The 24839-nt window shown below is 66.4% G+C and carries 22 protein-coding genes, 1 tRNA gene and 3 pseudogenes; 15 read left to right on the forward strand and 11 right to left on the reverse strand.

Translation table 11 applies throughout. The annotated features are described in order from the left end of the window. Positions 1 to 31 precede the first annotated feature (31 nt). Positions 32 to 764, reverse strand: a pseudogene (locus G6N20_RS19585) (hemerythrin domain-containing protein). Between the two features lie 370 nt (positions 765 to 1134). Here G6N20_RS19585 and G6N20_RS19590 point away from each other — a divergent pair. Both G6N20_RS19590 and G6N20_RS19595 read left to right on the forward strand, forming a co-directional pair. Further along, positions 1135 to 1545: pseudogene (locus G6N20_RS19590) on the forward strand (FAD-dependent oxidoreductase); the annotation flags it as partial. A 202-nt stretch (positions 1546 to 1747) separates the two neighbouring features. After that, entirely contained in the window at positions 1748 to 2425 is a 678-nt protein-coding gene (locus G6N20_RS19595) for a GAP family protein (RefSeq protein ID WP_276004486.1), read from the forward strand. A 12-nt stretch (positions 2426 to 2437) separates the two neighbouring features. Here the strand turns inward: G6N20_RS19595 and G6N20_RS19600 are convergent, their stop codons facing one another. Further along, on the reverse strand, positions 2438 to 5566 hold the full coding sequence (locus G6N20_RS19600) for a patatin-like protein (protein WP_142272045.1): 3129 nt from the start codon (positions 5564 to 5566) through the stop codon (positions 2438 to 2440). A gap of 41 nt (positions 5567 to 5607) precedes the next feature. Continuing rightward, positions 5608 to 5892, reverse strand: coding sequence for a hypothetical protein (locus tag G6N20_RS19605; RefSeq protein ID WP_083048529.1), 285 nt, complete (start codon positions 5890 to 5892; stop codon positions 5608 to 5610). A 366-nt stretch (positions 5893 to 6258) separates the two neighbouring features. Between G6N20_RS19605 and G6N20_RS19610 the strand changes: the two genes are divergently transcribed. Continuing rightward, positions 6259 to 7134, forward strand: coding sequence for an alpha/beta fold hydrolase (locus G6N20_RS19610; RefSeq protein WP_179961494.1), 876 nt, complete (start codon positions 6259 to 6261; stop codon positions 7132 to 7134). Between the two features lie 3 nt (positions 7135 to 7137). Here the strand turns inward: G6N20_RS19610 and G6N20_RS19615 are convergent, their stop codons facing one another. Both G6N20_RS19615 and G6N20_RS19620 read right to left on the reverse strand, forming a co-directional pair. Next, positions 7138 to 8316, reverse strand: coding sequence for a hypothetical protein (locus tag G6N20_RS19615; protein WP_083048527.1), 1179 nt, complete (start codon positions 8314 to 8316; stop codon positions 7138 to 7140). After that, the gene (locus tag G6N20_RS19620) at positions 8309 to 9244 is read right to left on the reverse strand and encodes a metal-dependent hydrolase (protein WP_083048525.1); all 936 of its coding nucleotides are present in this window, start codon (positions 9242 to 9244) and stop codon (positions 8309 to 8311) included. The genes G6N20_RS19615 and G6N20_RS19620 overlap by 8 nt, the downstream gene beginning before the upstream one ends. 122 nt (positions 9245 to 9366) lie before the next feature. On the opposite strand from G6N20_RS19620, the gene G6N20_RS19625 reads away from it, so the two are divergent. Next, on the forward strand, positions 9367 to 9972 hold the full coding sequence (locus tag G6N20_RS19625; protein WP_083048594.1) for a TetR/AcrR family transcriptional regulator: 606 nt from the start codon (positions 9367 to 9369) through the stop codon (positions 9970 to 9972). Positions 9973 to 10098: 126 nt separating this feature from the next. Further along, positions 10099 to 11925, forward strand: a complete 1827-nt coding sequence (locus tag G6N20_RS19630; RefSeq protein WP_083048523.1) for a PE domain-containing protein — start codon at positions 10099 to 10101, stop codon at positions 11923 to 11925. A gap of 97 nt (positions 11926 to 12022) precedes the next feature. Here G6N20_RS19630 and G6N20_RS19635 read toward each other — a convergent pair whose 3' ends face one another. Beyond that, positions 12023 to 12868, reverse strand: a complete 846-nt coding sequence (locus G6N20_RS19635) for an SPFH domain-containing protein (protein WP_142272048.1) — start codon at positions 12866 to 12868, stop codon at positions 12023 to 12025. A 746-nt stretch (positions 12869 to 13614) separates the two neighbouring features. Here G6N20_RS19635 and G6N20_RS19640 point away from each other — a divergent pair. The 5 genes and pseudogenes from G6N20_RS19640 (at position 13615) to G6N20_RS19655 (ending at position 18069) form a co-directional block, all read left to right on the forward strand. Further along, a complete protein-coding gene (locus G6N20_RS19640) occupies positions 13615 to 13881 on the forward strand; it encodes a hypothetical protein (RefSeq protein ID WP_083048516.1) in 267 nt (88 codons plus the stop codon). 653 nt (positions 13882 to 14534) lie between these two features. Then, on the forward strand, positions 14535 to 15899 hold the full coding sequence (locus tag G6N20_RS19645; protein WP_083048514.1) for an HNH endonuclease signature motif containing protein: 1365 nt from the start codon (positions 14535 to 14537) through the stop codon (positions 15897 to 15899). A gap of 297 nt (positions 15900 to 16196) precedes the next feature. After that, positions 16197 to 16647 (forward strand): annotated as a pseudogene (locus G6N20_RS21560) (IS1380 family transposase); the annotation flags it as partial. A 181-nt stretch (positions 16648 to 16828) separates the two neighbouring features. Next, a complete protein-coding gene (locus tag G6N20_RS19650; RefSeq protein ID WP_083048510.1) occupies positions 16829 to 17458 on the forward strand; it encodes a TenA family protein in 630 nt (209 codons plus the stop codon). Then, positions 17455 to 18069, forward strand: a complete 615-nt coding sequence (locus tag G6N20_RS19655) for a thiaminase II/PqqC family protein (RefSeq protein ID WP_083048592.1) — start codon at positions 17455 to 17457, stop codon at positions 18067 to 18069. The genes G6N20_RS19650 and G6N20_RS19655 overlap by 4 nt, the downstream gene beginning before the upstream one ends. Positions 18070 to 18196: 127 nt before the next feature. On the opposite strand, the gene G6N20_RS19660 is transcribed toward G6N20_RS19655, so the two are convergent. Together G6N20_RS19660 and G6N20_RS19665 are read right to left on the reverse strand one after the other, a co-directional pair. Then, positions 18197 to 18952 carry a hypothetical protein gene (locus G6N20_RS19660; RefSeq protein WP_142272044.1) on the reverse strand — a complete coding sequence of 252 codons (756 nt, stop codon included), beginning with the start codon at positions 18950 to 18952 and terminating at the stop codon, positions 18197 to 18199. A 293-nt stretch (positions 18953 to 19245) separates the two neighbouring features. Beyond that, complete coding sequence (locus tag G6N20_RS19665) at positions 19246 to 19845, reverse strand: Fic family protein (protein WP_232065382.1); 600 nt, start codon at positions 19843 to 19845, stop codon at positions 19246 to 19248. 152 nt (positions 19846 to 19997) lie between these two features. On the opposite strand from G6N20_RS19665, the gene G6N20_RS19670 reads away from it, so the two are divergent. Beyond that, positions 19998 to 21436 (forward strand): IS3 family transposase gene (locus G6N20_RS19670; protein WP_408632552.1). Its coding sequence is split into 2 segments (ribosomal slippage): positions 19998 to 20292 and positions 20292 to 21436, totalling 1440 coding nucleotides; the frame shifts between segments, so codons are not numbered across the junction. Here G6N20_RS19670 and G6N20_RS19675 read toward each other — a convergent pair. Continuing rightward, positions 21423 to 21983: a Fic/DOC family N-terminal domain-containing protein gene (locus tag G6N20_RS19675; RefSeq protein ID WP_232065383.1), complete on the reverse strand. Its 561-nt coding sequence runs from the start codon at positions 21981 to 21983 to the stop codon at positions 21423 to 21425. The two genes, G6N20_RS19670 and G6N20_RS19675, sit on opposite strands and share 14 nt — an antisense overlap. A gap of 343 nt (positions 21984 to 22326) precedes the next feature. Between G6N20_RS19675 and G6N20_RS19680 the strand changes: the two genes are divergently transcribed. The 4 genes from G6N20_RS19680 (at position 22327) to G6N20_RS21575 (ending at position 23948) form a co-directional block, all read left to right on the forward strand. After that, positions 22327 to 22785, forward strand: coding sequence for a helix-turn-helix domain-containing protein (locus tag G6N20_RS19680; RefSeq protein ID WP_083050820.1), 459 nt, complete (start codon positions 22327 to 22329; stop codon positions 22783 to 22785). Next, a complete protein-coding gene (locus G6N20_RS21565) occupies positions 22757 to 22990 on the forward strand; it encodes an Arm DNA-binding domain-containing protein (RefSeq protein ID WP_232065384.1) in 234 nt (77 codons plus the stop codon). The genes G6N20_RS19680 and G6N20_RS21565 overlap by 29 nt, the downstream gene beginning before the upstream one ends. Before the next feature lie 156 nt (positions 22991 to 23146). Continuing rightward, positions 23147 to 23503 (forward strand): site-specific integrase, encoded by a 357-nt coding sequence (locus G6N20_RS21570; protein ID WP_170300382.1) that lies wholly within the window; start codon positions 23147 to 23149, stop codon positions 23501 to 23503. Positions 23504 to 23654: 151 nt separating this feature from the next. Next, positions 23655 to 23948 carry a tyrosine-type recombinase/integrase gene (locus G6N20_RS21575; RefSeq protein ID WP_232065549.1) on the forward strand — a complete coding sequence of 98 codons (294 nt, stop codon included), beginning with the start codon at positions 23655 to 23657 and terminating at the stop codon, positions 23946 to 23948. On the opposite strand, the gene G6N20_RS19690 is transcribed toward G6N20_RS21575, so the two are convergent. Both G6N20_RS19690 and G6N20_RS19695 read right to left on the reverse strand, forming a co-directional pair. Beyond that, positions 23922 to 23996, reverse strand: a tRNA-Thr gene (locus G6N20_RS19690). The two genes, G6N20_RS21575 and G6N20_RS19690, sit on opposite strands and share 27 nt — an antisense overlap. 80 nt (positions 23997 to 24076) lie before the next feature. Next, positions 24077 to 24814, reverse strand: a complete 738-nt coding sequence (locus G6N20_RS19695) for a hypothetical protein (RefSeq protein WP_083050837.1) — start codon at positions 24812 to 24814, stop codon at positions 24077 to 24079. Positions 24815 to 24839: the final 25 nt, after the last annotated feature.

The following is a 24839-nucleotide window of genomic DNA, read 5'->3' on the forward strand; positions in this document are numbered from 1 at the left end:
ACCGCCGGGCGCTGGGGCTTGCTCCGCCGAGTCAGGTGGCGGTGAACGTGCTCAGGTCGTAGATGCCGAGGCTTTTTTCGATATCGGCGACCTTGTCGACCACCACGTGAAAGCCGTCCTGGCCGAACCTCCGGTGCTCCTCGTCTTCGAAGATCTCGGCCATGTCGCGAAACTCCGCGGCGGGCATCACGTCGCGCAGCGCCGGGAAGACTACGGTGTCTTCGCGCGCCTCGTGGGGCTCATACATCCGGACGAACGCCGACATGTCTTGCGCCAGGGCATCTCGCGCGGGCTGAGCCGACGCGGCGGCCGCCGCGGTGGCGGCAAGCACCCGGTCGGTGAGCACCCGGCCGCGCTGGTGCTGGGTGCGCAGAACGCCCGTAAGGTCGGTGAGTTTGCCTGCCTGCTCCAGCTTGGCGAAGACGTACCGTTCTTCCAGGCGTGCGTGGTAGTCCTCGATGAAGCTGCGAACAACCTCCGCTGCCGCGTTGAGCGCCTCCGCCGGACTTGGCTCACCGGCCTGCAGACGACGGATCCCTTCTTGATAGATCAGCAGGACGCGTTTGAGTACGCCATGCTCGCGCATCAGGTCCTCGGGTGCCGTGACCGGCACTTCCTCTTCGGCGGGGGTTCCGGGCCCGCCCGAGCTCGGTTTCGGCCGCGTCCTGTCGCACGCCGCTAGGACGATCGCGCCGGCCGCGGATGCCGAGATCCCAAGAAGGGTGCGCCGGCCCACGGCTGGCAGTTGCTCTGTCACGGTTCACGCCTTTCGTCGCTGTGTCCTCGACCGGATCGGTGGATCGCCAGGGGCGCCCACTGAAAAGCCTAGGCGCCGGATGTCGCCGCCCGATATCTGATCTCGATATGTGCGTGGTCCTCCGCGAGATCCTGGTGGCAGCGATCGGCTGATGCGATGATGCGATCGATGACGACATGGTCGCTGGAGCGCGCGAGGTCTCCCGTGTGTCAGGGTTGGGTGAGACAGCGGCAGTACCCGATCGTCGCTGCCCGGCGAGCTAGCATCACCATTTCTTGGCAGTAAGTCGGGATGAAGAGCGCCGCAACGGGTTACGACGTTGTCGTGGTTGGTTTGGGCGGGATGGGAAGTGCCGTGGCCTACCACCTGGCCGCCCCGAGAACGCCTCGGGCACACAGATATACGGGTTTCCGGCGATCGACGGGCCCGGCGGTGGGGTGAAAGTCGGTCAGGTCTGCGCGGGAGTCCGCTGCACCCCGGACACCATCGACCGGGTGGTGCATGCCCAGGAGGTCGGTGACGTGACCGCGCGGGTCGGCACGTTGCTGCCGGCGCTGGCGGGCGCTTGCCTGCGGGCGGCGACGTGCATGTATGCCAACTCACCCGACCGGCACTTCGTCATCGGGCGCCACCCGCGGTGCGCCAACGTCCTGGTGGCCTGCGGGTTCTCCGGGCATGGCTTCAAATTCGTTCCGGTGATCGGCGAAATCCTTGCCGAGCTGGCCATCGATCGGGCCACCGACCACGCCATCGCCATGTTCGACCCGCACCGGTTGTTGCCCGCATGACAACGCCACACCGCGACTGTGAATCTGGCGACGCCCTGTCGGCGTGTCGCGTCGCGCGATTCACATTCACCGAGCAGTTCGCCGGCCGGATTCGCCGTCCCGGACGATCGGCGCCACGAATACGCCGAGGGGACAGGCCCCGGTTCTCCTGCCAGCGGACTGGCCCGGCCAGGTCAGCGCGCCGATGGCAATGCGAAGATAGCTGCCCGTGACAGCAAATTGGGCCACGGTGCTGGCCGGTCTGATTCCGCTCGCCCTGGTCATCGCGGTCTCGCCGTTGTCGATCATCCCGGCGGTGCTGGTCTTGCACGCGTCTCGCCCGCGGCCGACCGGACTTGCTTTCCTGGGCGGCTGGCTGCTGGGGCTGGCCGCGCTGACCGCGGTTTTCGTCGGGGGCTCCGGCATGTTTGGCGGGCTGCACAAGGCGCCCCCGGCCTGGGCGTCCTGGCTTCGCGTGGTGCTCGGCTCGGCGCTGGTCGCGTTCGGCGTTTACCGGTGGTTGACCCGCCACGGCCGCAGCGAGACACCGAAGTGGATGCGCTCGTTTGCCACCATCACCCCGCGGCGCGCGGGAATTACCGGGACGGCGCTGGCGGTGGTACGACCCGAGGTCTTCATCATTTGCCTGGCGGCGGGGGTGGCCATCGGCACCAGCGGGCTCGCGATCGCGGGCAAGTCGGTGTGCGCCGCCGGCTTCGTCGTCGTCTCCGCGTCAACGGCGGCCCTGCCCATCGTGGCCTACGTGGCCGGCGGGGATCGCCTCGGCGACACGCTGGACCGGCTCAAAGACTGGATGGAAAAGAATCACGCGGCGATGGTCGCGGTCGTCTTGGTCCTGCTGGGTTTGATGGTGCTCTACAACGGAATTACCGCACTGTGACTGCGTGCTCCGTCACCGTCGCCCCGGCATGGCGGCCGCGATCACGGTGACGCCCAGCGCGATCGCTCCCACCACGATCAGCGGGTGCCACCACTGCGCGCCCAGCCAATAGGCATGGGCACCGACCAGGCCGGGATTCTGCTCGTCGCCGAACAGCCAGTCCCGCACGACGGGCGTGGCCAGCGACAGCACCGCGCCGACAAGGGTCACCGACAACAGCGCGAACAGTAGCCGGCTGGATAGCTGCCAGGTGCCCAGCACGATGAGGTAACTACCCGTTGCGGCCATGACCAGCCCGGTCACTCCCGCCACGGTTGCCGACTGAATCGCGGCGGCGACGCCGAGCACCAACAGCACCGCGCCGGCGATGATGGTCGACCGGGCAATGCCTTTGGTCCACGACACCACTTGATATCCGCCGAGCGTCAGTGTTCGCAACGTGACCAGGGCCGGCCTGACGACGCTGGGCAGCTGCCGGACGGATCCGGCCGCCCCGGTCGCGGTCGCGGCAACCTTGGCGACCGTCTGCGCCATCAGCGGCGACCCCTTGTCGGTGGCGAATGTTTCGCTGGCGACCGGATTCTCTTTCAACAGAGCATATTTGGCGTCCCCTGCGCCGGCGGCCAACACCTTCTGGGCCCAGGTTCGCGAACTTGCCGGGCTCCAGTCCGGCCGTTGTCCCGGCTGTGGGTCGATCACGGTGTTGGCCAGCACGTCCAATTCCTCGTCGAGGACGCATCGCTGCCACGCTTGCGCCAGCCACAGCGACGTCTGGGGAATGCTGGGGGGTATCGCCATGGCCGGGTCGTCCAAGAACGCAAGCTCGTGAAGCAGCACCTGTTCGGTCACAAGTTGGCCGGAACTCGGAAGGTCCGGTGCCCCAAGTGCCTTGAGTTGCCGCAGGAACCACTGCGCCCCGCTTTCCCGCTTGTTGGCCACGACCTGGCGTTCGCCGCCGCGGGCGGCAACGATCCACCGCACCCGCCGCGGGTCCAGCAGGACGTGCACCAGCCAACCGGATCCATCCAGCCGGCCCCACATCCAGTCGTTGGCTCGCCATGAGCGTTTGTAGAAGGCGCCGAAATGGTGCAACTGCATGCCGGTGAGCTTCTGCTGGGCGGTTCGCCAGTCGGGCGCAAGCAGGGTGCGGGTGTCGGCGCTGACCTGCACGAGCTCCACCGACTGCTCGACGTCTGCCTCCGACGGCAGCATCGCCCGCTGGGTGACGGCCAGATCGAACAGCTTGGCGGCCATGGTCGCCGGGTCGCGCGAGTCGGCTGGTGACCCCAGATAGTCGAGGTAGGTGGTGAGCTGGCCGGCCGCGACGTGATCGTGCGCGAGCAGCGAATCCTGCTGTGCGCCAAAGGCGGAGGCGGCCGCACCGGCGAGTCGAGTCAATAGTGGGTAGCCGTCGACCAGGGCCTCGCCCAGCGCGATCCACGATTGCTCCCGCACCCTGGCCTGGTGCAGATAGTCCGCGGCGAGCAGGCGGGCGGCGTTGGCGAGCGACCCTCGCCGGATCGCCTCGTTGCCGCACACCGTGCGCACCAGCTCACCCAGATCGACCGGTGACGGAGGTGGGCAGGCCGCGTGAATTCCTCGGGTGAGTTCGGCCAAGGCGCCGAGGTCGGCTTCGGACTTGGCCAGCTGGTATGCCGCCTGGACGACGGCGAGCGCGCAACCCTTGGCGAGGTCGTAGGCCGGTTGGCCATACCGCGCAAAGTCGGCCGGACCGTCGGGCAGCGCACGCTCGGCCGGTTGCGACCAGCGACTCAGGATCGACTCGATGACCTGCCGTCGGCACACCTGCTCGGCGTCACCCCCGACGGCGACGCCGGATTCCCAGCCCTTCGGCACACTGTCTGTTGACCCGGCCGATTCCGGCGGCCACGTGCTGAGCTGGCGCAGCAGGGCGGTGGTGAGGGTATTCGCATGGTTGGTGGCCTCACGCGTCCGGTAGTCGGCCAGCAGCGCCGGGGTGAGCAGCCGCGTGCCGTCGGGTAGCGCCGCGGCGAGCTCGGCCAGGCGCAGTTTGGTGTCGGTGCGAGCCGCCATGCGGTCCTGATGGGCGCGGATCGCCCGCAGGCTGGCCGCGATGGACTGGGTGGTGACCGCAGCCAGGTCCTTGAGCAGCCCGTCGACCAGCCCGAGCGGCTCGTCGACGGTGGCCACCGGCGGCTCGGCCACCGGGTCCGGTGTCGGTCCGGAGGAGGGAACGACAAAGAGCAGCACCCGGCGCACCGGTCGTCGGGCGGGACGGTCGAAGATGCGCCGCAGCACGACGTCGATCGGCCGGTTGTCCAGCAGGCCGCCATCGGCCACCCAGTGGGGGCGGGTGATGTTGCTGAACGGCGCCATCGGCGGCCGAGCCGGCACGCCACCCTTGGCGGGGGTGCCCTCCCTAAAGGGCAGGAAGGCCGGCTCGAAGGCGATGGGGAACGACGCGGAGCTGCGGGCCGCCAACGCCAAGGCCGGGATCGTGTCGGTGTTGGCGAGGTCGGTCTCGGTGAAGGTGAACAGGCCACGCCGATCAACGTCTTGAACGAGCGTGCCGAACGAGTCGGTGAACCTGCCTGTCTCGCCGGCGAGCAGGGTCGTGGTGATGTATAGCGTGGTGGACGGCGTGCGCGCAGCCTCCGGAAACGCCGCGGGCGGAAACGGCCCGGTCTCGAGTTTGGGGATCTGCTCGGCCAACCTAGCGAACATCCGCTCGTCGCCGTACAACAGGGACGGGGTGTGCTCGTCGCGCGGGTCTCGCAGCAGCTCGGTCAGCGCGCCCAGGTCGAGCCAAAGGTCTCGTAGCCCGCCCAGGTCACACCCGGAGACTCGCGACCTGGCAAGCAGGGCCGCGTTGATGCCACCCGCGCTCGTTCCCGACAGGATGTCGACGTCGACGACCATGTCGAGCAAGTCGATGAGCTGGGCGTAGCGGCGCAGGGAAGCCGTGGCCTCCCTGGTGAGTCGGTTGTCGGTGGGCAACGGTCCGCCCGCCCTGCGCCACTGCGACGCCTGCGCGAGCAGGTTGATTTCTCGCGCAACCCCGGCCATCCAGATCGCCAGACTGACGCCGCCGGTCATGGTCGCGGCGAACCGGAGTTCCTGCGTCAACTCCGTCACCGGTGACGGCCTGTCGAATGCCATGGCGTTTCCCCATCCGTAGCGAGGTGCGGCCCGCGCGTCGGTCAGCGGGTGAGCGCTTGGGCGAGGAGGGTCTTGATCTCGCCGACGGACGCTGTGATCTGGGCGGCGGATGCTTCCAGTGAGCGGATGCGTTGGTTGGAGTCATCGGCGGTGTCTCTCAATCCGGTGCCGAATCCTCGCAGCACGTCGGCGAGCAATTGTTGAGTTTCCCCGACGGCCTTGATCGCTGAGGCCATCGCCGGGTAGTCGGTCTGCGATGTCTCCACGGCCGTGACCCGGGTTCGGAGGTTTTCTAGGGCGCCTTCGAGATCTTCTAGGGTGGCCACCCAGGCATCGTATGCGCTCCCGCCGGGTCTCAGTGCGCGATGCCGGCGTTGACCTGGCTGGTCATCCCGTCGGCGCACCCCGCAGGAACTCGGCATTGTTGAGGCTCGGGAAGCCCCGCACCGACGCGGACTCTTTGGCGCAGGCGGCTGGCCGCCCCCACCACAGACACCCTGACTGTCGACGAACGGAAGGCGCGTCGAAAGGCCAAAGCGGTGAAAGGATATGCCACCCAGACCGGGACACGGGGAACCAAATCCCGCGCACCCAACCGGGCAAGAACGCGACTACCGGGTCGGGCAACCGTTACCCCGGTAATGGCCAACAACGGCCAACTCCCCACGAGTAACGGTCATAGGATCGCGTGAATGGCGACCGACCCCGAACCGTTCGTGATCCGGGGGGCGGGCGGTGTGCGCATCGTCGCTGACCGCCTGGGCGATCCCGGTGCGCGTGCCGTGGTGTTCCTGCACGGCGGCGGGCAGACCCGACGCTCGTGGGGCCGGGCGGCGGCCGCCGTGGCCGCCCGCGGGTGGCAGGCCGTCACGGTCGACCTGCGGGGTCATGGAGAATCCGACTGGTCAAGCGAGGGTGACTATCGCGTGGTCAGCTTTGCCGCCGACGTCGAGGAGGTGCTGCGCAGCCTGCCTCCGCGACCGGTGCTGGTGGGAGCCTCCCTGGGTGGGTTCACCGCGATGCTGCTGGCGGGGGAGCTTTCGCCGGGCATCGCCAGCGCGGTGGTGTTGGTCGACATCGTGCCGAACATGGAGCAGGCCGGGGCGGACCGGATCCACGCCTTCATGGTCGACCGGGTGGAATCCGGGTTCGGTTCACTGGAGGAGGTCGCCGACGCGATCGCCGAGTACAACCCGCATCGGCCCCGGCCCACCGATCTGGACGGCCTGACCACCAACCTGCGCCGCCGCGGTGATCGCTGGTACTGGCACTGGGATCCGCAGTTCATCAGCGGCGCGGCGGCCTTGCCCCCCGTCGAGGTCACCGATCCCGACCGCATGCATGCGGCCGTCGCCGCGATCCTGCGACACGGCGTGCCCATGCTGCTCATTCGCGGCCAGATGAGCGATCTGGTCAGCCAGCAGCGCGCCGACGAATTTCTTACCCGCTTCCCGCAGGTCGAGTTCACCGATGTGCGCGGCGCCGGACACATGGTCGCCGGCGATCGCAACGATGTCTTCGCCGGGGCCGTGCTGGATTTCCTTGCCCGGCATAGCTCGAACGCGTGACCGTCAAACCTGGTGGGGCTCCCGAGCGGGGTTGGGCTGGTGAGGCGGCTGGACGCCGGTTTCCAGCGGCCGACGTGGCGTGGCGGTGCCGGCTGCGGCGATGCACAAGCCCGCCATAACGAGGCAGCCGATGGTATACCACAGGCTGCCGGTGGGGTCGCCGCTGGGAGTGACGCCGCCGGCGGCGCTGAAGTATGCGGGTAATGCCGCCAACCAGAGGACCGTCATGACCGCGAGATACACCGCGGCGTAGCCCAGGATAAGTGGGTTGGAATAGCCCACGGCGGCAACGGCTTTGGCGCGGCGAAGACGGCGCCACTGGCCGACGAGCAGCGCTATCGCCACGACGGAGACGACGACGAGTTCGACCGCGTAGAGGAAGCCCGCCACCGTGGTGCTGCCGGAGATGATGCCGCCAACTGTGGCGGGCAGCGGCAGCACCACGGTGCCGATCGAGGCCAGCACTCCGACGGCGAGGGTGCGCCACAGCACCTGCGCACCCGTGAAACTCCCGCCCTCGTCCACCCGCCGGCCGACGACGAGCTGGACGAAAAACGCCAGGGATATGGGCCACAACGCGGCGAACACCACGACGCTGGGCAGCGGCACCGAATCGAAGAACGGCTTGTTCAGTGGATGGTCTAGCGTCCACTCCCACCACCGCAGTTGCGGCCCGAGGTGGTCGAAGATCTCGTAGAACGCGTGGTGGACGAACCCGACGCAGATCGCCCCGGACAGGACACCGTGGCGTCGGAAAACCCCAAGAATGCGGACGATCTCGAACGCCACCGTCGCCATCGTCGGGTAGATCGCGACGATGTAGAGCGGTAGCCGGCCCCACAGGAATTCGACGGTGAATACGTTGTGGGCGAACATCGTGTCGACGTGCTCGCTGATGCCGAACGCCGCCGGAAAGTACAGCGGAGGTTCGATGATGAGCAGATAGGCGATGGCACCGAACCACAGCACGAGGTTGGTCGGGTCGTCGTGCCGACGCCAGCGGATGATCGCGTAGGCCAGGGTCAGCACCGCGCCCGCGACCACGGTGATCTCCAGCACCGGCAGCGTCCAGTTCTGCAAGCCGAACGGGTTGCGGAACTCGACGAGGCCCCCGGCCGTGTCGCACGAAAACCCCAGCCGTGCGGCGAGTTCAGCGAATGTCGGTGAGCACAGCTCAGGCATCGACGTTCTGCTTGGTGGCCGCGGTGTACCAATTGGTGACGTCGTAGCCGTCGTCGTAGCGGGCAAACCATTCCTCGGCCAGCGCGGGCAGGTTCTCCCGTGCGGGATCGTGGTTGGGCAGTTGGCTGCGCACGATCCCCGATACCGCGATCAGCTTCTCGCGCAGCGGCAGGTGGCCGAATGCGTTCCCGAACGGTCCGTGGTTGGCGACGCGGCTGACCCGAAGACGCTGCAGCAGAGCGGTTTTCCGCCGGTACATGCCAAAGGTCGACATGGCGTCGACCTGGCGTTCGGCCAGCGGAACGTGCTTGTTGAAGCCTTCGGCGGCCATCCGCAGCACCGACCAGACGTGTTTGAACACCGACGGTGCCACCCGCATGCGATACCAGGGGTCGCCGACGACCTCGTCGTAGATGATCAACGCCGAGCTGCGATGCTCGACCTCCTCGACGAAGTGCCACAAAAACAGCGAGGCCACCCGGTCGTCGCCCGGCGCGAACAGCGTGTCATCGTTGTCGAGCATCAGTTTGAACACCGGCGTGAAGGTCGCCTCGAGGTCGGCGGTGTAGGCGAGCCGGTACCGCAGCGGCTCGTTGGCGGTCAGCTCGTCGAAGGCGGCGATCACCGCGTCGAGGGTGTCCTTGAGCGCCGGATAGCTCTTGATCAGTCCCTTCGCGTGCTGGCGGTGGGCCATGGAGTGCTGGCCTTCCTGCCGCACGAACGCTTGAGCTTCCTCGGCCACGGCCGGATCGGTGATCAGCGGCATGGCCTCGGGGATCATGGCGCCGATCATCTTCTCGAACGCGATCGCCAGGAACGACACCGCGTTGGCCATGCTCGAGAACGCGGGGTTCTTTTCGTTCCACAGGAACGGAACGTCATAGTCCGCGAACGCGAACCGCATCTTGCGCACCTGAAGATCCGTCATCGGTCGCACCCCCGCAGTCTGTGATCATACATGTTGGCTGTTAAGTGTATGATTACATTCGCGGGCCGTCAATGCACCAGGGCGATATCCTGCGGGCATGTCGCCGGCCGAGGATGCGCACCGTGGCACGTAGGCGCGGATGGGACGGGCGTCCCCCCGGCACCGATGAGGAAGCATCCCAGCGCATCGTGGCGACGGCGGTGAAACTGATCGCCGAGACCGGATCGGATGTCAGCATCGCCGACGTCGCCTCGTCGCTGGGGGTCATCAGGCAGACGGTGTACCGCTACTTCCCGACCGCCGACGCGCTCATGCATGCGGCGGCGATCGCCTCGGTGGACGCCTTCCTCGACCGGCTTACCGACGCCGTCCGCGGCATCACCGATCCGGCGGAGGCCATGACCGAAGGCGTGCTGTTCACGTTGGAGGACGTCGCCCGCACGCCGCATCTCGGCCTGCTGCTGTCGGCGCCCCACGCGGCTGCGCACTCGGGCAACATCACATCCGACGAAGCGCAGGCCTTCGGAATGAGGATGATCGGCCGTTTCGACGTCGACTGGGCACACTACGGATACGACGAAGGGGCCCAGCGCGAACTCGTCGAGTTCACCCTGCGCACGATGCTGTCGTTCTTCGTCGCCCCCAACGAGCCCACCCGAACGCGAGAAGAGTTGCGCCGCTTCATCAAACGCTGGCTGGGCGGCGCCATCCTTGCGCAACCACGCTGACCAGAGGCGCCCATGTGCGGGGCCGCCCGGGCACGCCTTGGCTGCCCGCTCCATTTGTATCGATTCGCGACTTTTTCCCGCGCTGGCCCCCATGATGTGTAGTACGCGATATCACCGGGGGAGCGGATGTCATTTATGCTCGTGGCGACCGACATGGTGGAGACGGTCGCGGCCGAAGTAGCCCAGATCGGTTCGGCGGTGAGTGCGGGCAACCTGGCCGCGGCCGTACCGACGACCGAGGTGGCGGCGGCGGCCGCCGATGAGGTGTCGGTGGCCATCGCGGCGCTGTTCGGCGCGCACGCTCGGGACTATCAGGCGGCGGCGGCCCGGGCGGCGGCGTATCACCAGCGGTTTGTGCGCGCCTTGCGCGCGTCGGCGGCATCGTATCTGGCCACCGAGGCGACTGTCGCCACATCGTTGCAGGCGGCGGCCGCACATCCGGGTTCGTTCGGTGCCAACGGTTTTCAGACGTTGGTTTATGGCCCGGTGCACACCGCCGGCCAAGCATGGATGCACAGCCCGTTGGGCGAGGCGCTCGACCCGATCGTCAACGCGCCCACCAACATGCTGTTCGGGCGCGATCTGATCGGCAACGGTGCCGCCGGAACCGCGGCGAGCCCGCATGGCGGTGCCGGCGGGTTGCTGTTCGGTGACGGCGGGGCCGGCTATAGCCCCACCGGCGGCACCGAACCGGTGGCCGGCGGTCATGGCGGCGGCGCCGGGTTGATCGGCGACGGCGGCGTCGGTGGCGCCGGTTTTGCCGGCGGGGCGGGCGGCATGGGCGGCACCGGCGGCTGGTTGATGGGCAACGGCGGCCTGGGCGGCGCCGGCGGTGCGGTCACCGGCGTGGGCCTCGTCGGCGGCCCCGGCGGGGCGGGCGGCCAAGCGTTGCTGTTCGGCAACGGCGGTTTGGGCGGGGCCGGTGGGGCCAGTCCGCTGGGCACGAGCGGCGTCGGCGGGGCGGTCGGTCGTGGCGGCTGGTTCGTCGGTGACGGCGCCGCGGCCATGGTCGCGACCGGCGGCAGCGGGCAGACGATCGTCATCGACTTCGTGCGGCACGGGCAGACGGCGGCCAACGCGGCGGGCTGGATCGACACGGCAGTGCCCGGGGTTCCGCTCACCGCGCTGGGCCAGCAGCAGGCGCAGGCCATCGCCAACGTCCTTGCGCCGCAGGGCCCCTACGCCGGGATTTTCACGTCGCAGCTGATCAGGACGCAGCAGACCGCCGCGCCGTTGGCCGCCCTGTTGGGGATGAACACGCAGGCATTGCCCGGGCTCAACGAGATCAATGCCGGCGTCTTCGATGGCCTGCCGCAGATCAGCCCCGCGGGACTGCTTTATCTGGTCGGCCCGATCGCGTGGACGCTCGGATTTCCCCTGGTGCCCATGCTGGCCCCGGGCTCCACCGACATCAACGGGATCGTTTTCGACCGTGCCTTTGACGGGGCGGTTCACACGATGTACGACGGTGCCCTGGCGAACCCGGTGGTGGCCGCGGACGGCAAGATCACCGCGGTCGCGTACTCAAGCGCATTCACGATCGCCGTCGGGACGATGATGAACGTCGACAACCCCGATCTTCTGCTCATGCTCACCCATCCGCTGTCCAACACCGGCACCGTCGTGGTGCAGGGCGATCCCCAGGGTGGTTGGACGCTGGTCAGTTGGGAAGGCATACCCGTGGCACCCGCGTCGTTGCCAACGGCGCTCTTTGTCGACGTGCGCGACCTGATCACGGCGCCGCAATTCGCGGCCTACGACATCTGGCAGGCGCTGCTCACCGGTGATCCGGCCACGATCGTGACCGCGATGCGCGACGGTGTCGACGAGGTCGGCGCGGCGGCGGTCAACTTTCCCGTCGCGGTGACCGAGGACGTGGTCGACGCGGTGTGCGGCGCCGGTCTGGCTGGCCTGCCGAGCGGCCTGCCCAACCTGCTCCCCCGATCGTGCTGACACCTCGCCGGGGGTCAGCCAGCGGGCCAACCCGAAGGTGGCCCCGCCGATCTCCCCCACCGCGGTGCGCGTGAGCCGCGGATGAAGCGGCGCGAAACTAGGCGGTGCGGGAGTCGATTTCGAGTCCCCGGGCGTCGTCGGGAATCGGTGGCGGGGCGAGCTTCGCCGCCTCATCGTTTTCCATGGCCCCCGGCTCGCGGGCGGACGAGCTTTCCAAAAACCGCAGCAGCTCCACCGGGAACGGCAGCACCAGTGTCGAGTTCTTCTCGGCGGCAACCTCGACGACGGTTTCCAGCAGCCGGAGCTGAAGCGCTGCCGGGTGCTCGCTCATGACTTGCGCCGCGGAGGCCAGTTTCTGGGACGCCTGCAGTTCACCGTCGGCGGTGATCACCCGCGCCCGCCGTTCCCGCTCCGCCTCCGCCTGGCGCGCGATCGACCGCTTCATCGAGTCCGGCAGCGTCACATCCTTGATCTCCACGCGGTCGATGTGGATGCCCCAACCCAGAGCCGGGCTGTCGATCATCAACTCCAGGCCCTGGTTGAGATGCTCCCGGTTGGAGAGCAAGTCGTCCAGATTGCTCTTGCCGATGATCGAACGCAGCGACGTCTGAGCGACCTGCCCGATCGCGGACTTATAGTCCTGGACGTCGACCACCGCGCGCACCGGATCGGCCACCTTGAAGTAGATGACGGCATCCACGCGGACGGTGACGTTGTCGCGGGTGATCCCGTCCTGGGCGGGCACCGGCATCGTGATGATCTGCATGTTCACTTTTTCAAGGCGATCGGCGACCGGAACCAGCATCGTCAGCCCGGGTCCCCGAGCGGCCGCCTGGACCCGTCCGAATCGGAAAACGACGCCTCGTTCGAATTGCTTGATGACGCGAAGGTTTGTCGCCAACAACAACAGCAGCACAGCCGCGCTACCCAGCCCGGCCACCATCAATTCGACCATCGTCGTCTCCACATTCCGCCGAGCCTCGTCATGGAACCCGTTGGCGTGCGCCGACTCTCCTTGCCAGTGATCCGAGGGCCGACCCGCCATACCCGACCATCCTCGGGCCCATTAGGCCTGGTCCATACCTCGATTGTGGCACCGGCGATGACGCGCCTCAACGAGCTCGGCGGAACCCCGGCAGGCGGCCCAGCCTGATAGCGGACGATGTGAGGCTAACGGCCTCCCCGGCGGGCGCCGATTGGCGCTTCCAGGCGACGCTTGGCCTCTCAGCCGATCGCGGCGGATGCGTCCAGCAGGAGGATCCCACTCGGCCTTGCAACGCGCGAGCGGCGTTGCCCGGATACTTTGGGGCGACGCTGAGCTCGGCCGGCGCCCGGTCATGGCCTACACGTCACGTCCGGGCGCTCGACGGCATACAACCGCCACGGTGTGCGCGATCGTCACCGCGCACACGGACCGCGTCACGATCCTTCCGCGCAGTCGATCGCGGCGCTGGAGCTCCTCAACGCCGCGACAAAGCGGTTGTCGGCGGCCTTCACTGCGCGATCGCGGAAATCGCTCGAGTTCCCGGCGTACGATGCTGGCCTCGGCGAATATCGGCGGCAAACCGAACAAGACGTCGACACCTTCCGGGGCCTGGCCGTGGTCGACGCGTCCGGAACCACGTGACGCTTGCCAGCCTTGCGCGACGGACATTCGCAATCGGTGTCAAACGCGCGCATTGTGGAGATGTGAAGGGTGATTGGGTCGAGATCGTCATCGACGCCGGAACCGATTCGCGGGTATATGAGGTGACCGCGACTCGCGCCGGGCGCCGGGTCGAGATCGCGACTCGCCGTGGAGTCGTAGAGGTCAGTGAGGTGACCCGGTCGGGTGTGCCGGTGCGGACCGCACGATTTATGTCCAGCCGTGTCATCGCACTCGTCGAGCATCCGGCGACGAGGCTGCCCGCCACCGACGAGCAGCGCGGGCCTGTGCGCACCGCGAAGCCGGCGTGATCCCGGCGCGATCCCTGCGCGATTTCCTGGATAGATCGTCCGCTCATTGGAATGCATTGCAGCAGTGAGAGATTGGCGTTGGTCAACGCCAACGGCCGGGCTCGCGCGCGCCACAATGCGGTTGGTGGTGCACCGGGATGACGATGCGCGCTACCCCGAGGGGCTGCTTCCGGCATGGCGAGATCACCGGTTTGTCGCAAACTCCGAGTTGTCCGCCGCCGCGGTGATCGCGCATGACCGGCGGCGCGCCACGGCACCCTCGGCGGCGGTCGCCGCGCCGTGGCAGGTGGCGCCAGCTGGTGCCGGTATCGGCCCGCCGCCGATGCTGCGCCTGCCGGTCCACTGGCCCCGCAGAACCGGATGGACAGCCCGGTGGACAACGTCGCCGGCAGCCGCCTACCCCGCGCTGCCGCCTGACCCCACTGACAGGCCCTGTCCCGCCCACCATCCCGGGCCGGGCCGAGGAAGCTCACGGAAAGTCGGTACCGACCGGCGCGCGCCGCCGGGCCCCGCCGCGCCACGCCCAACGATCGGCCGGCCGGTGTCGCGGCTGGTTAATTCCACACCGGTCGGCGTGAAATCTCTTGTGTCACTCTGGTTTCTCTGGTTTGTCGGCGGGGTGTCTTGTCGGTGCCCTCCGATAGTTTGGGCGTATGGATCGGGAGGCGATCACCGCGGCGTTCGACACCCTCGATGCCGGCGTGGATGCCGTGCTGGGGTTGGATTTTGAGGCGTTGAGCACCCATGAGCGGCTGGTGTTGCTAGAGCGGGTCGAGCGGGTACGCCGGCGGCTGCCCGCCGTCGAGCATCCACTGATCAACCAACTGGCCCGCTCGGCCAGCGCCGAGGAGTTGGGCGGCAAACTCTCCCACGCGATCGCCGAGTGGACGCTGATCAGCCGCGCCGAGGCCACCCGCCGCATCGCCGAGGCCGCCGATTTGGGGCCGCGGCGCGCACTGACCGGCGAGCCGCTGGCGCCGGTGTTGGCGGCCAGCGCGGCCGCCCAACGCGCCGGGCGGCTGGGCGGCGGCCAGATCGGGGTGATCCGCCGGTTCTCCCACCAGCTGCCCGGCTGGGTCGATGCGCCCACCCGCGACTGCGCCGAGGCCAAGCTGGCCAAGGAAGGCACCCAGTTTCGCCCCGAACAACTGGCCGGGCTGGCCGACAAACTCGCCGATTGTCTGAACCCCGACGGGAATTACAGCGACGAGGACCGGGCCCGGCGGCGCGGCATCACCCTGGGCAAACAACAGGCCGATGGCATGTCGGCGCTGCGCGGCTGGCTCACCCCGGAAGCCCGGGCCACCGTGGAGGCGGTGTTGGCCAAGCTGGCCGCCCCCGGCATGTGCAACCCCGCCGACGAAACCCCGTGCGTGGACGGCACACCCAGCCAGCAGGCCATCGACTCCGACACCCGCAGCACGGCCCAACGCCACCACGATGGGCTCAACGCCGGGCTGCGCGCGCTGCTGGCCTCCGGCAAGCTGGGCCAACACAACGGGTTGCCGGCCTCCATCATCGTCACGACCACGCTGGCCGACTTGGAGGCCGCCGCCGGCACCGGGCTCACCGGCGGGGGCAGCCTGCTGCCGATGAGTGATGTGATCCGGCTGGCCCGCCACGCCCGGCACTATCTGACGATCTTCGATCACGGCAAGGCGCTGGCGCTCTATCACAGCAAGCGCCTGGCCTCCCCGGCGCAGCGAATAGTCTTGTACGCCAACGAGCGTGGGTGCAGCGCACCGGGCTGCGCGGTGGGCGGGTATTACTGCGAGGTTCATCATGTGACCCCGTATGCCCAGTGCCGCACCACCGACGTCAACGCGTTGACGTTTGCCTGCGGCGCCCACCACCGCATGCTGCAACCCGGGGGTTGGAGCACCCGCACCAACACCCGCGGCGAGACCGAGTGGCTACCGCCGCGCCACCTGGACCGCGGCCAACCCCGCATCAACCGCTACTTCCACCCCGAAAAGCTGCTGCGCGATGGGGACGACGAGGACGACGACGGCCCGTAGCCTCCATCCGTGGCCGGGCCGGCGGCCTGCGACAATACGAGTGCTGAGATCGCAGTTGTCCAGCCTCCGAGAAGGCGCTTGCGATGCGGCCAGGGAATACGTTGACCACCAGATCGGCGGTGTTTGACGAGCGGAATCTGCTGTCGGCGGCCGGGTTGGTGCCGGTGCTGGAACTGGCTGCGCAGAACGGTCTTTCGGAATCGATCGACCAGCACGGGGATCTGCCGTCGGCTCGGGTGGCGATTCCCAGGTCGCCGAACCCCCAACACCCTGCGGCTGGGCCGGCACCGCACCCTGACCGTGCGGCTGGTGGTGCGCCGGGTCAAAGACGCCCGCTACCCGGATGGGTTGTTTGCGGTGTGGCGCTATCACCCGTTTGTCACCAACTCCGAGCTGCCGGTCACCAGTCCGATATCACCCACCCACCGCCGCCACGCCATCATCGAAACCGCCTGCGCCGATTCGATCGACGGCCCACTGGCACATTATCCCGTCGGGCAGGTCGCGGCCGACTGCGCCTGGCTGGCCTGCACGGTGATCGCTCATACCCTGCCGCGCGCCGCCGGGACCCTGAGTCGGTGGCCACCTCGCCGTGGCCCGCTGGTCCACCCTGCGCCGCGACCTGGTCAACATCCCGGCCCGCTTCGCGGCCTCGGCCCGCACATCAATACTGCACCTGCTCATCCACTGGCCCCAGCGAACTGGGTGGAAAGCCCTGTGGCACAACGTCATCAGTTATCTGCCGCCTTACCGCATCGGCCAAGCCCTGTCCACCCCGCCATCCCAGGCCCGACCCGAGGAACCCCAAAGGAAAGCTGGTACCGGCCAGCGGATCACACATGCCGCGCCACAACCGGCCTCAGGCCTGGGCACTAGCGCCGACGGCAAGACGAAATCACCGTCCACGGATTCAGCCTTAGGCTTGGCTCGTGGCATCGCTTTCCGACTCGTTATGGCACCGGAACCGAGTCCTGGTTGAGGCCGCGTTGGAGCACCCGTTCGTCCAGGGCATCGCGTCGGGAGAGTTGGCCCGAGCCACGTTCGCCTACTACGTGGGACAGGACGCCGCCTTCCTCGACGCGTTCTGCCGCGCCTACGCCTTGGCTCTGGCGAAGAGCCCGGACCAATACGGTCTGATCGCATTCTGGGAGCTGCTTAACGCCGCCGCCGACGAGCTCCGCTTGCACCAGGGTTACGCGACGCGCTGGGACGTCGACCTTCAGCAAGCGGCAGACCCGGCCACCTCGGCGTACACCAACTTCTTGTTGGCGGTCGCTGCGCTCGAGCCGGTTGGCCACATTGCGGCGGCGACGACGCCGTGCATGCGGCTTTACGCCTACCTTGGCCAGCAGCTGGCCGCTCAGACCAAGCCCGAGAGTGCATATCGCGAGTGGGTGATGACGTACTCGAGCGCGCAGTTCGAGGCCCTGGCACGCCGTCTCGAGGTGCTACTCGACCGCTACGGGGGGGATCACGACCGCCTGGCCGTCCTGTATCACCAAGCGATGGAACTTGAATTGCGCTTCTTCGACGCTGCCAGCCGATGGGAGCGGCCATGACTGCGGATGCGTTGGTGAGCCGTCACATGGCCGCGTGGCAGGCGGCCACGGTTCACCCGTTCCTTGTGGGCGTGCGGGACGGATCGCTGCCCGAGGACGCCTTCGACCGTTGGCTGGCCCAGGACTACCTGTTCGCACAGGTCCTGGTGCGCGCCCAGGCCCGCATCGCGGCCGCTGCCCCCTTGGCCGACGTCGGCCTGCTCGCGGGGGGCGTGGTCGCCACCGTTGGGGAGCTCGGCTGGTTTGAGGAGATGGCGGCGCGGCGCGGCGTTGTCCTGGACTCCTCTATGCATCCGGTGACTCGGGCCTACTGCGACTTCCTGTTGGCATTGACCTACTGCGGCTATCCGGCCCAGATCACCGCGATCTGGGCGCTCGAACGCACGTACCTGCAGAGCTGGGAAGGCGCCCGCCCAGGTGCTCAGCCCTACCGGGAGTTCGTGAACAGATGGACCACCGCGGGCTTCCGGTCCTACGTGGGCGATCTCCAGACTTCCGTTGATCGTCAGCTCGAGACCGCCGTCGGCGAGCAGGCGCGAGAGGCCGAGGACGCCTTCTTGTGGGTGGCCCACTACGAGCAAGGCTTCTGGGACATGGCGATGTTGGGTTAGATCCGAACGGAGTCCAGCTCAGGTGGCGGAAAACAACCCGCCAGACAGTTACGGAACCCCATATGCCAGAACGGTTTTCGAGTCTATCTGCAATGGCGGTTCGATTCGGTACGAGCAGGGAAGCGTTCTACACCGGCCATGGAATCGGATCAATCGTGAAGCCCGCAGGTAGCTTCTGCTCCTTTTTACGTTTCGCAATGTGACATTGAGTGACTTCATTCGTGCGCACCTTTTGGGCATCATCTATAGCTTCATCCAAAAGTTCACCCGCGCGAACGCCCATGCCCTTCATGTCTTCATCACCGAGGCGCTGAAGTTCCGATGCGAAATCATGCCACATTCGGACTATCTCCATTGCAAAGTCCGCGGGCATGTTCTTGATGTGCTCTTTACGTTCTTTGCGATCAAACCTGTTCACGTCCGCCGACTTTGAGCGATCCTGCGCGTGCATTAGCCGCGCGTGTAATTTGGGCGACCAATGTCTTTCGTACAGGCGCGATGAGATTTTGCTGGTAAGCCGGTAAGCATCGTAGCCGTAATTGTGGTCGTTAGTCTTGCGCGTGAAGAACTCGAAAAGAGCGCGTGAGTGCAGAAATACGGAATCCATCGCATAAACCTGCACACTGTAGCCGTCAATACCTAGATTCATGTGATGCTGCGCGTGCCATTCAGTCGCGGCCCGCAATACCCAACGAAGTTCGTTGGCCAGGTCCTCCTCCAGGTAGGACTTCAGTTGTGCGGGATCCATTTCGGGTGTATGGACACCCCATTGCACCATCTGCCTCCCCCTCTTTCGGTTGACCCAATCACTCATGCGCATTAACAACGTGGCGCTTGGCTTGCACGCTTCGTAAAGGTGCTGTTGCTGAATGCCGGTCTCCACATACCGAGTCTGGCACACTATGTAGGACAAAATGAGTCAACACAGGCGGATCAGTCGACGGCCTAGATTGCTGGCACAGGTCGTGTTGGGTTGCGTTGGGTGTGGAACTCCGCAACACCGATGGGTTCATCGAGATCATGCGCCATCAAGCAATTACGGCCAACACCGCTGATGCCCCACTAACTGATATTGCTCATTGCCTGGTTCGCTTGCGGTCGGTTGCTCAAGACCCGCGACATTGTGATCACCCAGCGCGGCAACCCGATCACGTTGGGCGCGTCGCCGAGCCAGGGCTACGGCCGGTTCAAGACCCGCATTACAGGGTCACAGATGAACCCCTTCGCGCCATAGGCAAACGCTGTCCTCATCTCTCGCAACGCCCCGAGTTCGACCAAGGTCATGATCGCCTTCTTTGCAGGGGGATACGTGACGTCATGCCGTTCTGCGACCAGCGGAATGGTGATGATGGGGTAACCCAGGAGGCTGTCGGCAACTGAATAGACGACGCCACGAGCCTTCACATTCGCTAGCTGCTGTCGGAGTCCCGATTGAAACGCCAGCAGCTCCTCGATTCTGGAAACCCCATCTTCAGCTTGGTGACGGACAGCTTCACAGAAAAACCTGATCCAAGAGTCGAAATCCCCCGTCGAGCTGATGCCAAGCAAGAGATCCTTGTACTCGTCCTTTCGCTGCTCCAGCCATGGCGAGAGATTCAGGAGCGGGTAGGTCAGCGCCCCCTCGGTGACTAGCTGGAGGGTCACGATGAGTCGGCCCAATCTCCCGTTCCCGTCGGAGAACGGGTGCAAGGCTTCGAACTGGTAGTGCGCCATTGCAATCTTGACAAGCAGCGGGTAGTCGTCGTCGGCATGAATCCACTTCTCCCAATCCGCCATGCCCTGTATCAGTAGATCTCCGTGAGGTGGAGGCACGAACCTTGACGCCTCAATACCCTTTGAGCGCTCCCCTGTGTGCCAGGGTTAGGTGAGACAGCAGCAGTAGCCGATCATCGCTACGGGGCGAGACAGGATCACTATTCCACGTGACTATGACGATCGCATCTTTGGACAGTCGCGCCGATACTGGCGTGGTGGAGGGCACGCGGGATCCGGGCGCCCGGGCACGGCGGCGCACGTTCACCGCCGAGTACAAGGCCCGCATTCTCGACGAGTACGACGCGTTACCGGCTGGCTCGGAGCGGCGCGGCGCGTTGCTGCGGCGAGAGGGCCTGTACAGCTCGCACATCGCCGAATGGCGCAAGGCCCGCGACGCCGGCGCCCGGAAAGGCCTGGCGCCCAGAGGGAAGAAACCGAAACGCACGGCCGAACAGATCGAGTTGGAGAAGCTGCGGCGGCGCAACGAGCTGCTCGAAGCCGAGCTGGAACGCACCAAGTTGGCCTTGGAGATCACGGGAAAAGCGCACGCGCTCTTGGAGATGCTCTCCGAGAGCGCAGACTCCGATCCGAAGTCCAAGCCGTGATCGACGAGCACCTGCCCAATCTGGCGGCGGCGACCAGCACGAAGCGGGCATGTGCGCTGCTCGGCGCGTCGCGGGCCACCGTGTACCGCCGCCGCAATCCCACACCCCGCCCAGCTGCGCCGCCGCGACCGGAACCGGCGAACAAGTTATCCGAGGCCGAACGCCAACACGTGCTGTCGGTGCTGCGCTCGCCCGAGTACTGCGACCTGGCGCCGGCGCAGGTATGGGCGCGGCTGCTCGACGACGGCATCTACTTGTGCTCGATCCGCACGATGTACCGGCTGCTGGCGATCGCCGGGGAGAACCGCGAGCGGCGCCGCCAACGCACCCACCCGGCGAAGAAGAAACCCGAGCTGATCGCCACCGCACCGAACCAAGTGTGGTCCTGGGACATCACCAAACTGCAAGGGCCACAACGCGGTATCTACTACCAGCTGTACGTGATCATCGACATCTACTCCCGCTTTGTGGTCGGCTGGACCGTCACCGCCACCGAAACCGGCGAACTCGCCAAGGAGTTCATCGACGCCGCGCTGGCCACCCACGACATCGAACCCGGCCAGCTGACCCTGCACGCCGACCGGGGCACCTCGATGACCTCCAAGCCGGTCGCCCAGCTGCTGGTTGACCTGGGCGTGGACCGCAGCCACTCCCGCCCGCACGTGTCCAACGACAACCCCTACTCGGAGGCCAACTTCAAGACCCTCAAATACTGCCCCGCTTTCCCCGGCCGGTTCGGCTCCATCGAAGACGCCCGCGCCTTCTGTACCGTGTTCTTCGACTACTACAACCACGTGCATCGCCATTCCGGGGTCGGCCTGCACACGGCCGCGTCGGTGCACTACGGCACCGCCACCGAGATCCAGGCCCAACGCGCCGCCACGCTGGACGCCGCCTACGCCGCCAACCCCGCCAGATTCCGGCACCAGCGGCCCACCCCACCGAAACTGCCTACCGTTGCCTGGATCAACCAACCAACCCCCGAAGCACTCATCAAATCCGCGTAAGAAACTGTCTCACCGGCCTTGACATGTTCCGCTCACCAATGTAGACGTGCGACTCTCGCAGCCGGCCCTTGTCCCAGCTGTCGCCTCGGGTGCCATCCACCAGCGTGGCCTGAAGAGTTGCTATCACATTCAGGCAGATGGGTTTGACTCGAATCAGTTCGAGGGCCTGTTCCGCAGCGCGCACGTAATTCATGACCTCTCGTACTTCGGCGCTCCGGTTGGCCTCATCGACGTAGTCCGCTTCGAGCACCTCCTCGAGCGTCGCGTAGGTACCTTCTAGCGCAGAGGTGCTCTGGGCCTCTCGCCGGAGCGCCGGGCGAACGAGGAGCCCTGGGTCGGGGAGGCGCTTGACGGCGAAATCGAGACGGCCGAGCGACATACTCGCCTCGTCGGCGAGCTTGTGGGCCTTCATAGAGAGTTCAATGTGGGCCGGTAGCGGTGCTGGGACGAACGCGGAGTGGCTGTAGTCGCGGTTGAGGTATGCATCATGGCCCGATATGGGAACGAGGTGGCCGACCGGCGACTGTTCGAAGTCCGCTACCTGCATGAATATACCTTTCGGCTAGTTTGTTTAATAAGGCTCGCATCTGTTAAAGGCTCGCTCACCCGGCCAGAATCAATTATAGCTTTAGATAAAAAACTATAACAAATCTGGGACGGGTATAGCTTTCGCCATCTCCCTTTTAGACCTCGGTTACCTGGGAACCCCCTCGACTCGCCCGGTGCTACGGGCCTACCCGCGGCCAAAGGTCGATGAACTGCTTTCGAGCGCCGCTCAGCCCCGTGTGCATCCCGGTTTTCGCCGGCTACTTAGAACCCCAAGCCCTTCAAACGGACAGCCACCACCGAGTCCATCCTTGAAAAGGTCCGCCGCGGCAACAGCGCGCGCGGTGGCTGAGAACGTGAAGCGGCTACGCGGGGCCACGAACTACATGCAGCTGTCGGGGCTGCTTCAAGAGAAAGCCGCCTGGTCTATCAATACGGTTGGCATACGACGCATCGAGTCTGGTGAGCGCCGGGTAACACCTGATGGCCTCATGGCTGTCGCTGTGGCACTTGGTGTTTCGCCGGTCACGCTGATGATCCCCGATACCGGTTGGAACGGGGCTGTCGCTGACGATCAACGCCGGTATGTCGAGGTGACCGGGCTTTCTGGCCCGGTAGACGTGGTGTACGTCTGGGACCTGGTGCGCGCCGACCGCCCCTTGCCAGGCATGCCAGACATCGAATTCATCAGCAGGGCCTGGCCCGCATGGCTTCAGCAGCGCGAGAGCCTGTTCATCGACAAGATTCTTGAGCGCTCTCGTGGCCTCCCCGATGATGCGGGCTCATCTCGTGGCGACGATTGAGAAGTACGAAACATCTTCTGGTGCAACCCGTTATCGGGTTCGGTACAGGACGCCTGACCGGCGGCAGACGGACAAGCGGGGTTTCAAGACGAAGCGTGACGCAGAGGCGTGGCAGCGGAGAACGAGGTTGACAAACTCCGGGGGGAGTACGTCGCACCGGAACTCGGCAAGATCACTGCGAGGGAACTCGGGCCTGGGTGGTTGAAACGTCAACGGGGTCACATGAAGCCGTCCGGATTCGGCAGTTACGACAGTGCTTGGCGTGTGCATGGAGCCCCGGTGGGGGCGGGTGCGAGTTGCTGACATTGCTCACACTGATGTGCAGGCGTGGGTTTCGGAGCTGGCCGGCAAGCGTGGCCCGGTGATTGTGCAGACGGAGTACTCGGTGTTGGCGCGGATCTTGGATGACGCGGTCCGGGATCGGCGGCTGGCGGCGAACCCGGCGCGCGGCGTCAAACTCCAGGTGAGTGCTAGGCGCAAGAATGTCTACCTGACCGCCGGCCAGCTCCACGCGCTGGCTGTGGCGGCCGGCCGGTACCGGTCGCTGGTTCTGCTGCTTGGCACTGCCAGCCTGCGATGGGGTGAGGCCGCGGCGCTGCGGGTCAGGGATGTGGATTTCCTCAAACGAAGGATTGTGCTGCACGAGAACGCGGTCAGCGTGGGCAGCACTGAAGTCCGGGAAGCACCGCACGATCACGCTGGCCTGGTTCGTGGTTGATGAGTTGGCCAAGTCGTGTGCGGGCAAGGAGCGTGACGAGCTGCTGTAGCCGGCGCGGTCGAGCGGCTACCTGGGCCCGCCGTCGTCGCATGACTCGTGGCTGTCCGAGGCGGTCGACCGCTGCCGGAAGGTAGACAAGACGTTCCCGCGGATCACCGCGCACGCGTTACGGCACACCGCGGCGTCCCTGGCGATCTCGTCCGGCGCCAATGTGAAGGTGGTTCAGCGGATGCTGGGGCATGCGTCGGCGGCCATGACCTTGGACGTGTATGCGGATCTTTTCGACGATGACCTCACTGCAGTTGCCGAGAGATTAGATTGCATGAAACTGTGGGCAAAATGTGGGCACGGCAGCCGAGCGAGGCCATTTAGCAAACATAAAAAAAGACGTTTAACAGCGCATATCGCTGTGCAGCAATGGAGCCTCCTGTCAGGATTGAACTGACGACCGCTCGCTTACAAGGCGAGTGCTCTACCACTGAGCTAAGGAGGCCGGAACTAGCAGGATGCCAGCCTAACCGGTAGCGGCGAGCAGACGTGGAATCGCCCATTTCCCGGCAGAAATGGGCGATTTTATGTCTGCTCGCGCTCGCTGTCGACCACGCGCTGCGAGCGCACCGACCGCGACGACGACCGGCGCGGGGGACGGCGCCCGGGCAGCGGGATGCGCTCGGCGATGTTGCTCAGCGGGTTGACCACCAGGGTGAGCGCGATGACGGCGTCTTGCAGGGTAGCGATGGCGGGCTCGAGCGCCTCCATCCCCGGCGCCAGCCGGGCCAGCGTGTCGGCCACGTCGGCGAGCTGCTCCAGGGGGCCGTCCTTCGATGTCAGCTTGTCGATCAAACCATCCTCGGCGAGCAAGCGGTCGGCCAGCCCATCCTCGGCCAGCACCCGTTCAATCAGGCCGTCCTCGGCGAGCAACTGATCGGCCAACCCGCCCGGCTGCAGGGCACGCTGCAGCCCGCCGCCCTCCGCGGTCAGCCGATCCAGCAGGCCTCCGGGCGCGGTCAGCAGGTCGACCAACCCGCCGGGGCGCAGCAGTCGGTCCATCGGCCCATCGGGGGCGATGGCGCGGCCCAGCGGCATATCCTCGTCCAACAGCCGGGCCAGCCGGTTGGCCCGCGCGATCGCGTCGTCGATCCCCAGCATGTTGGCCATCGTGGTGGACCCGCTGCCGCCGGCGGTATCACCCAGCGCTCGCTTGGCCATGCCCACCGCCGCGCCGGCCATGTTCAAGCCGGATTCGGCCGCGGAGAGCCCGACGCGTGCGGGCAAGGTCGCGATGCCGACGAGTGTTGTGCCGAGACTCATCATGCGAGTGTATTCACGCCGCAGG

It is taken from the genome of Mycobacterium shinjukuense (assembly GCF_010730055.1).
In the GTDB taxonomy this organism is placed as follows: Bacteria; Actinomycetota; Actinomycetes; order Mycobacteriales; family Mycobacteriaceae; genus Mycobacterium; species Mycobacterium shinjukuense.

Coding starts and splice junctions, on each gene's coding strand:
- G6N20_RS19600 (WP_142272045.1), bottom strand. CDS start 5,566: ATGGCATTCGACAGGCCGTCACCGGTGACGGAGTTGACGCAGGAACTC.
- G6N20_RS19610 (WP_179961494.1), top strand. CDS start 6,259: ATGGCGACCGACCCCGAACCGTTCGTGATCCGGGGGGCGGGCGGTGTG.
- G6N20_RS19615 (WP_083048527.1), bottom strand. CDS start 8,316: ATGCCTGAGCTGTGCTCACCGACATTCGCTGAACTCGCCGCACGGCTG.
- G6N20_RS19620 (WP_083048525.1), bottom strand. CDS start 9,244: ATGACGGATCTTCAGGTGCGCAAGATGCGGTTCGCGTTCGCGGACTAT.
- G6N20_RS19630 (WP_083048523.1), top strand. CDS start 10,099: ATGTCATTTATGCTCGTGGCGACCGACATGGTGGAGACGGTCGCGGCC.
- G6N20_RS19635 (WP_142272048.1), bottom strand. CDS start 12,868: ATGGTGGCCGGGCTGGGTAGCGCGGCTGTGCTGCTGTTGTTGTTGGCG.
- G6N20_RS19645 (WP_083048514.1), top strand. CDS start 14,535: ATGGATCGGGAGGCGATCACCGCGGCGTTCGACACCCTCGATGCCGGC.
- G6N20_RS19655 (WP_083048592.1), top strand. CDS start 17,455: ATGACTGCGGATGCGTTGGTGAGCCGTCACATGGCCGCGTGGCAGGCG.
- G6N20_RS19665 (WP_232065382.1), bottom strand. CDS start 19,845: ATGGCGGATTGGGAGAAGTGGATTCATGCCGACGACGACTACCCGCTG.
- G6N20_RS19675 (WP_232065383.1), bottom strand. CDS start 21,983: ATGCAGGTAGCGGACTTCGAACAGTCGCCGGTCGGCCACCTCGTTCCC.
- G6N20_RS21565 (WP_232065384.1), top strand. CDS start 22,757: ATGCGGGCTCATCTCGTGGCGACGATTGAGAAGTACGAAACATCTTCT.
- G6N20_RS19695 (WP_083050837.1), bottom strand. CDS start 24,814: ATGAGTCTCGGCACAACACTCGTCGGCATCGCGACCTTGCCCGCACGC.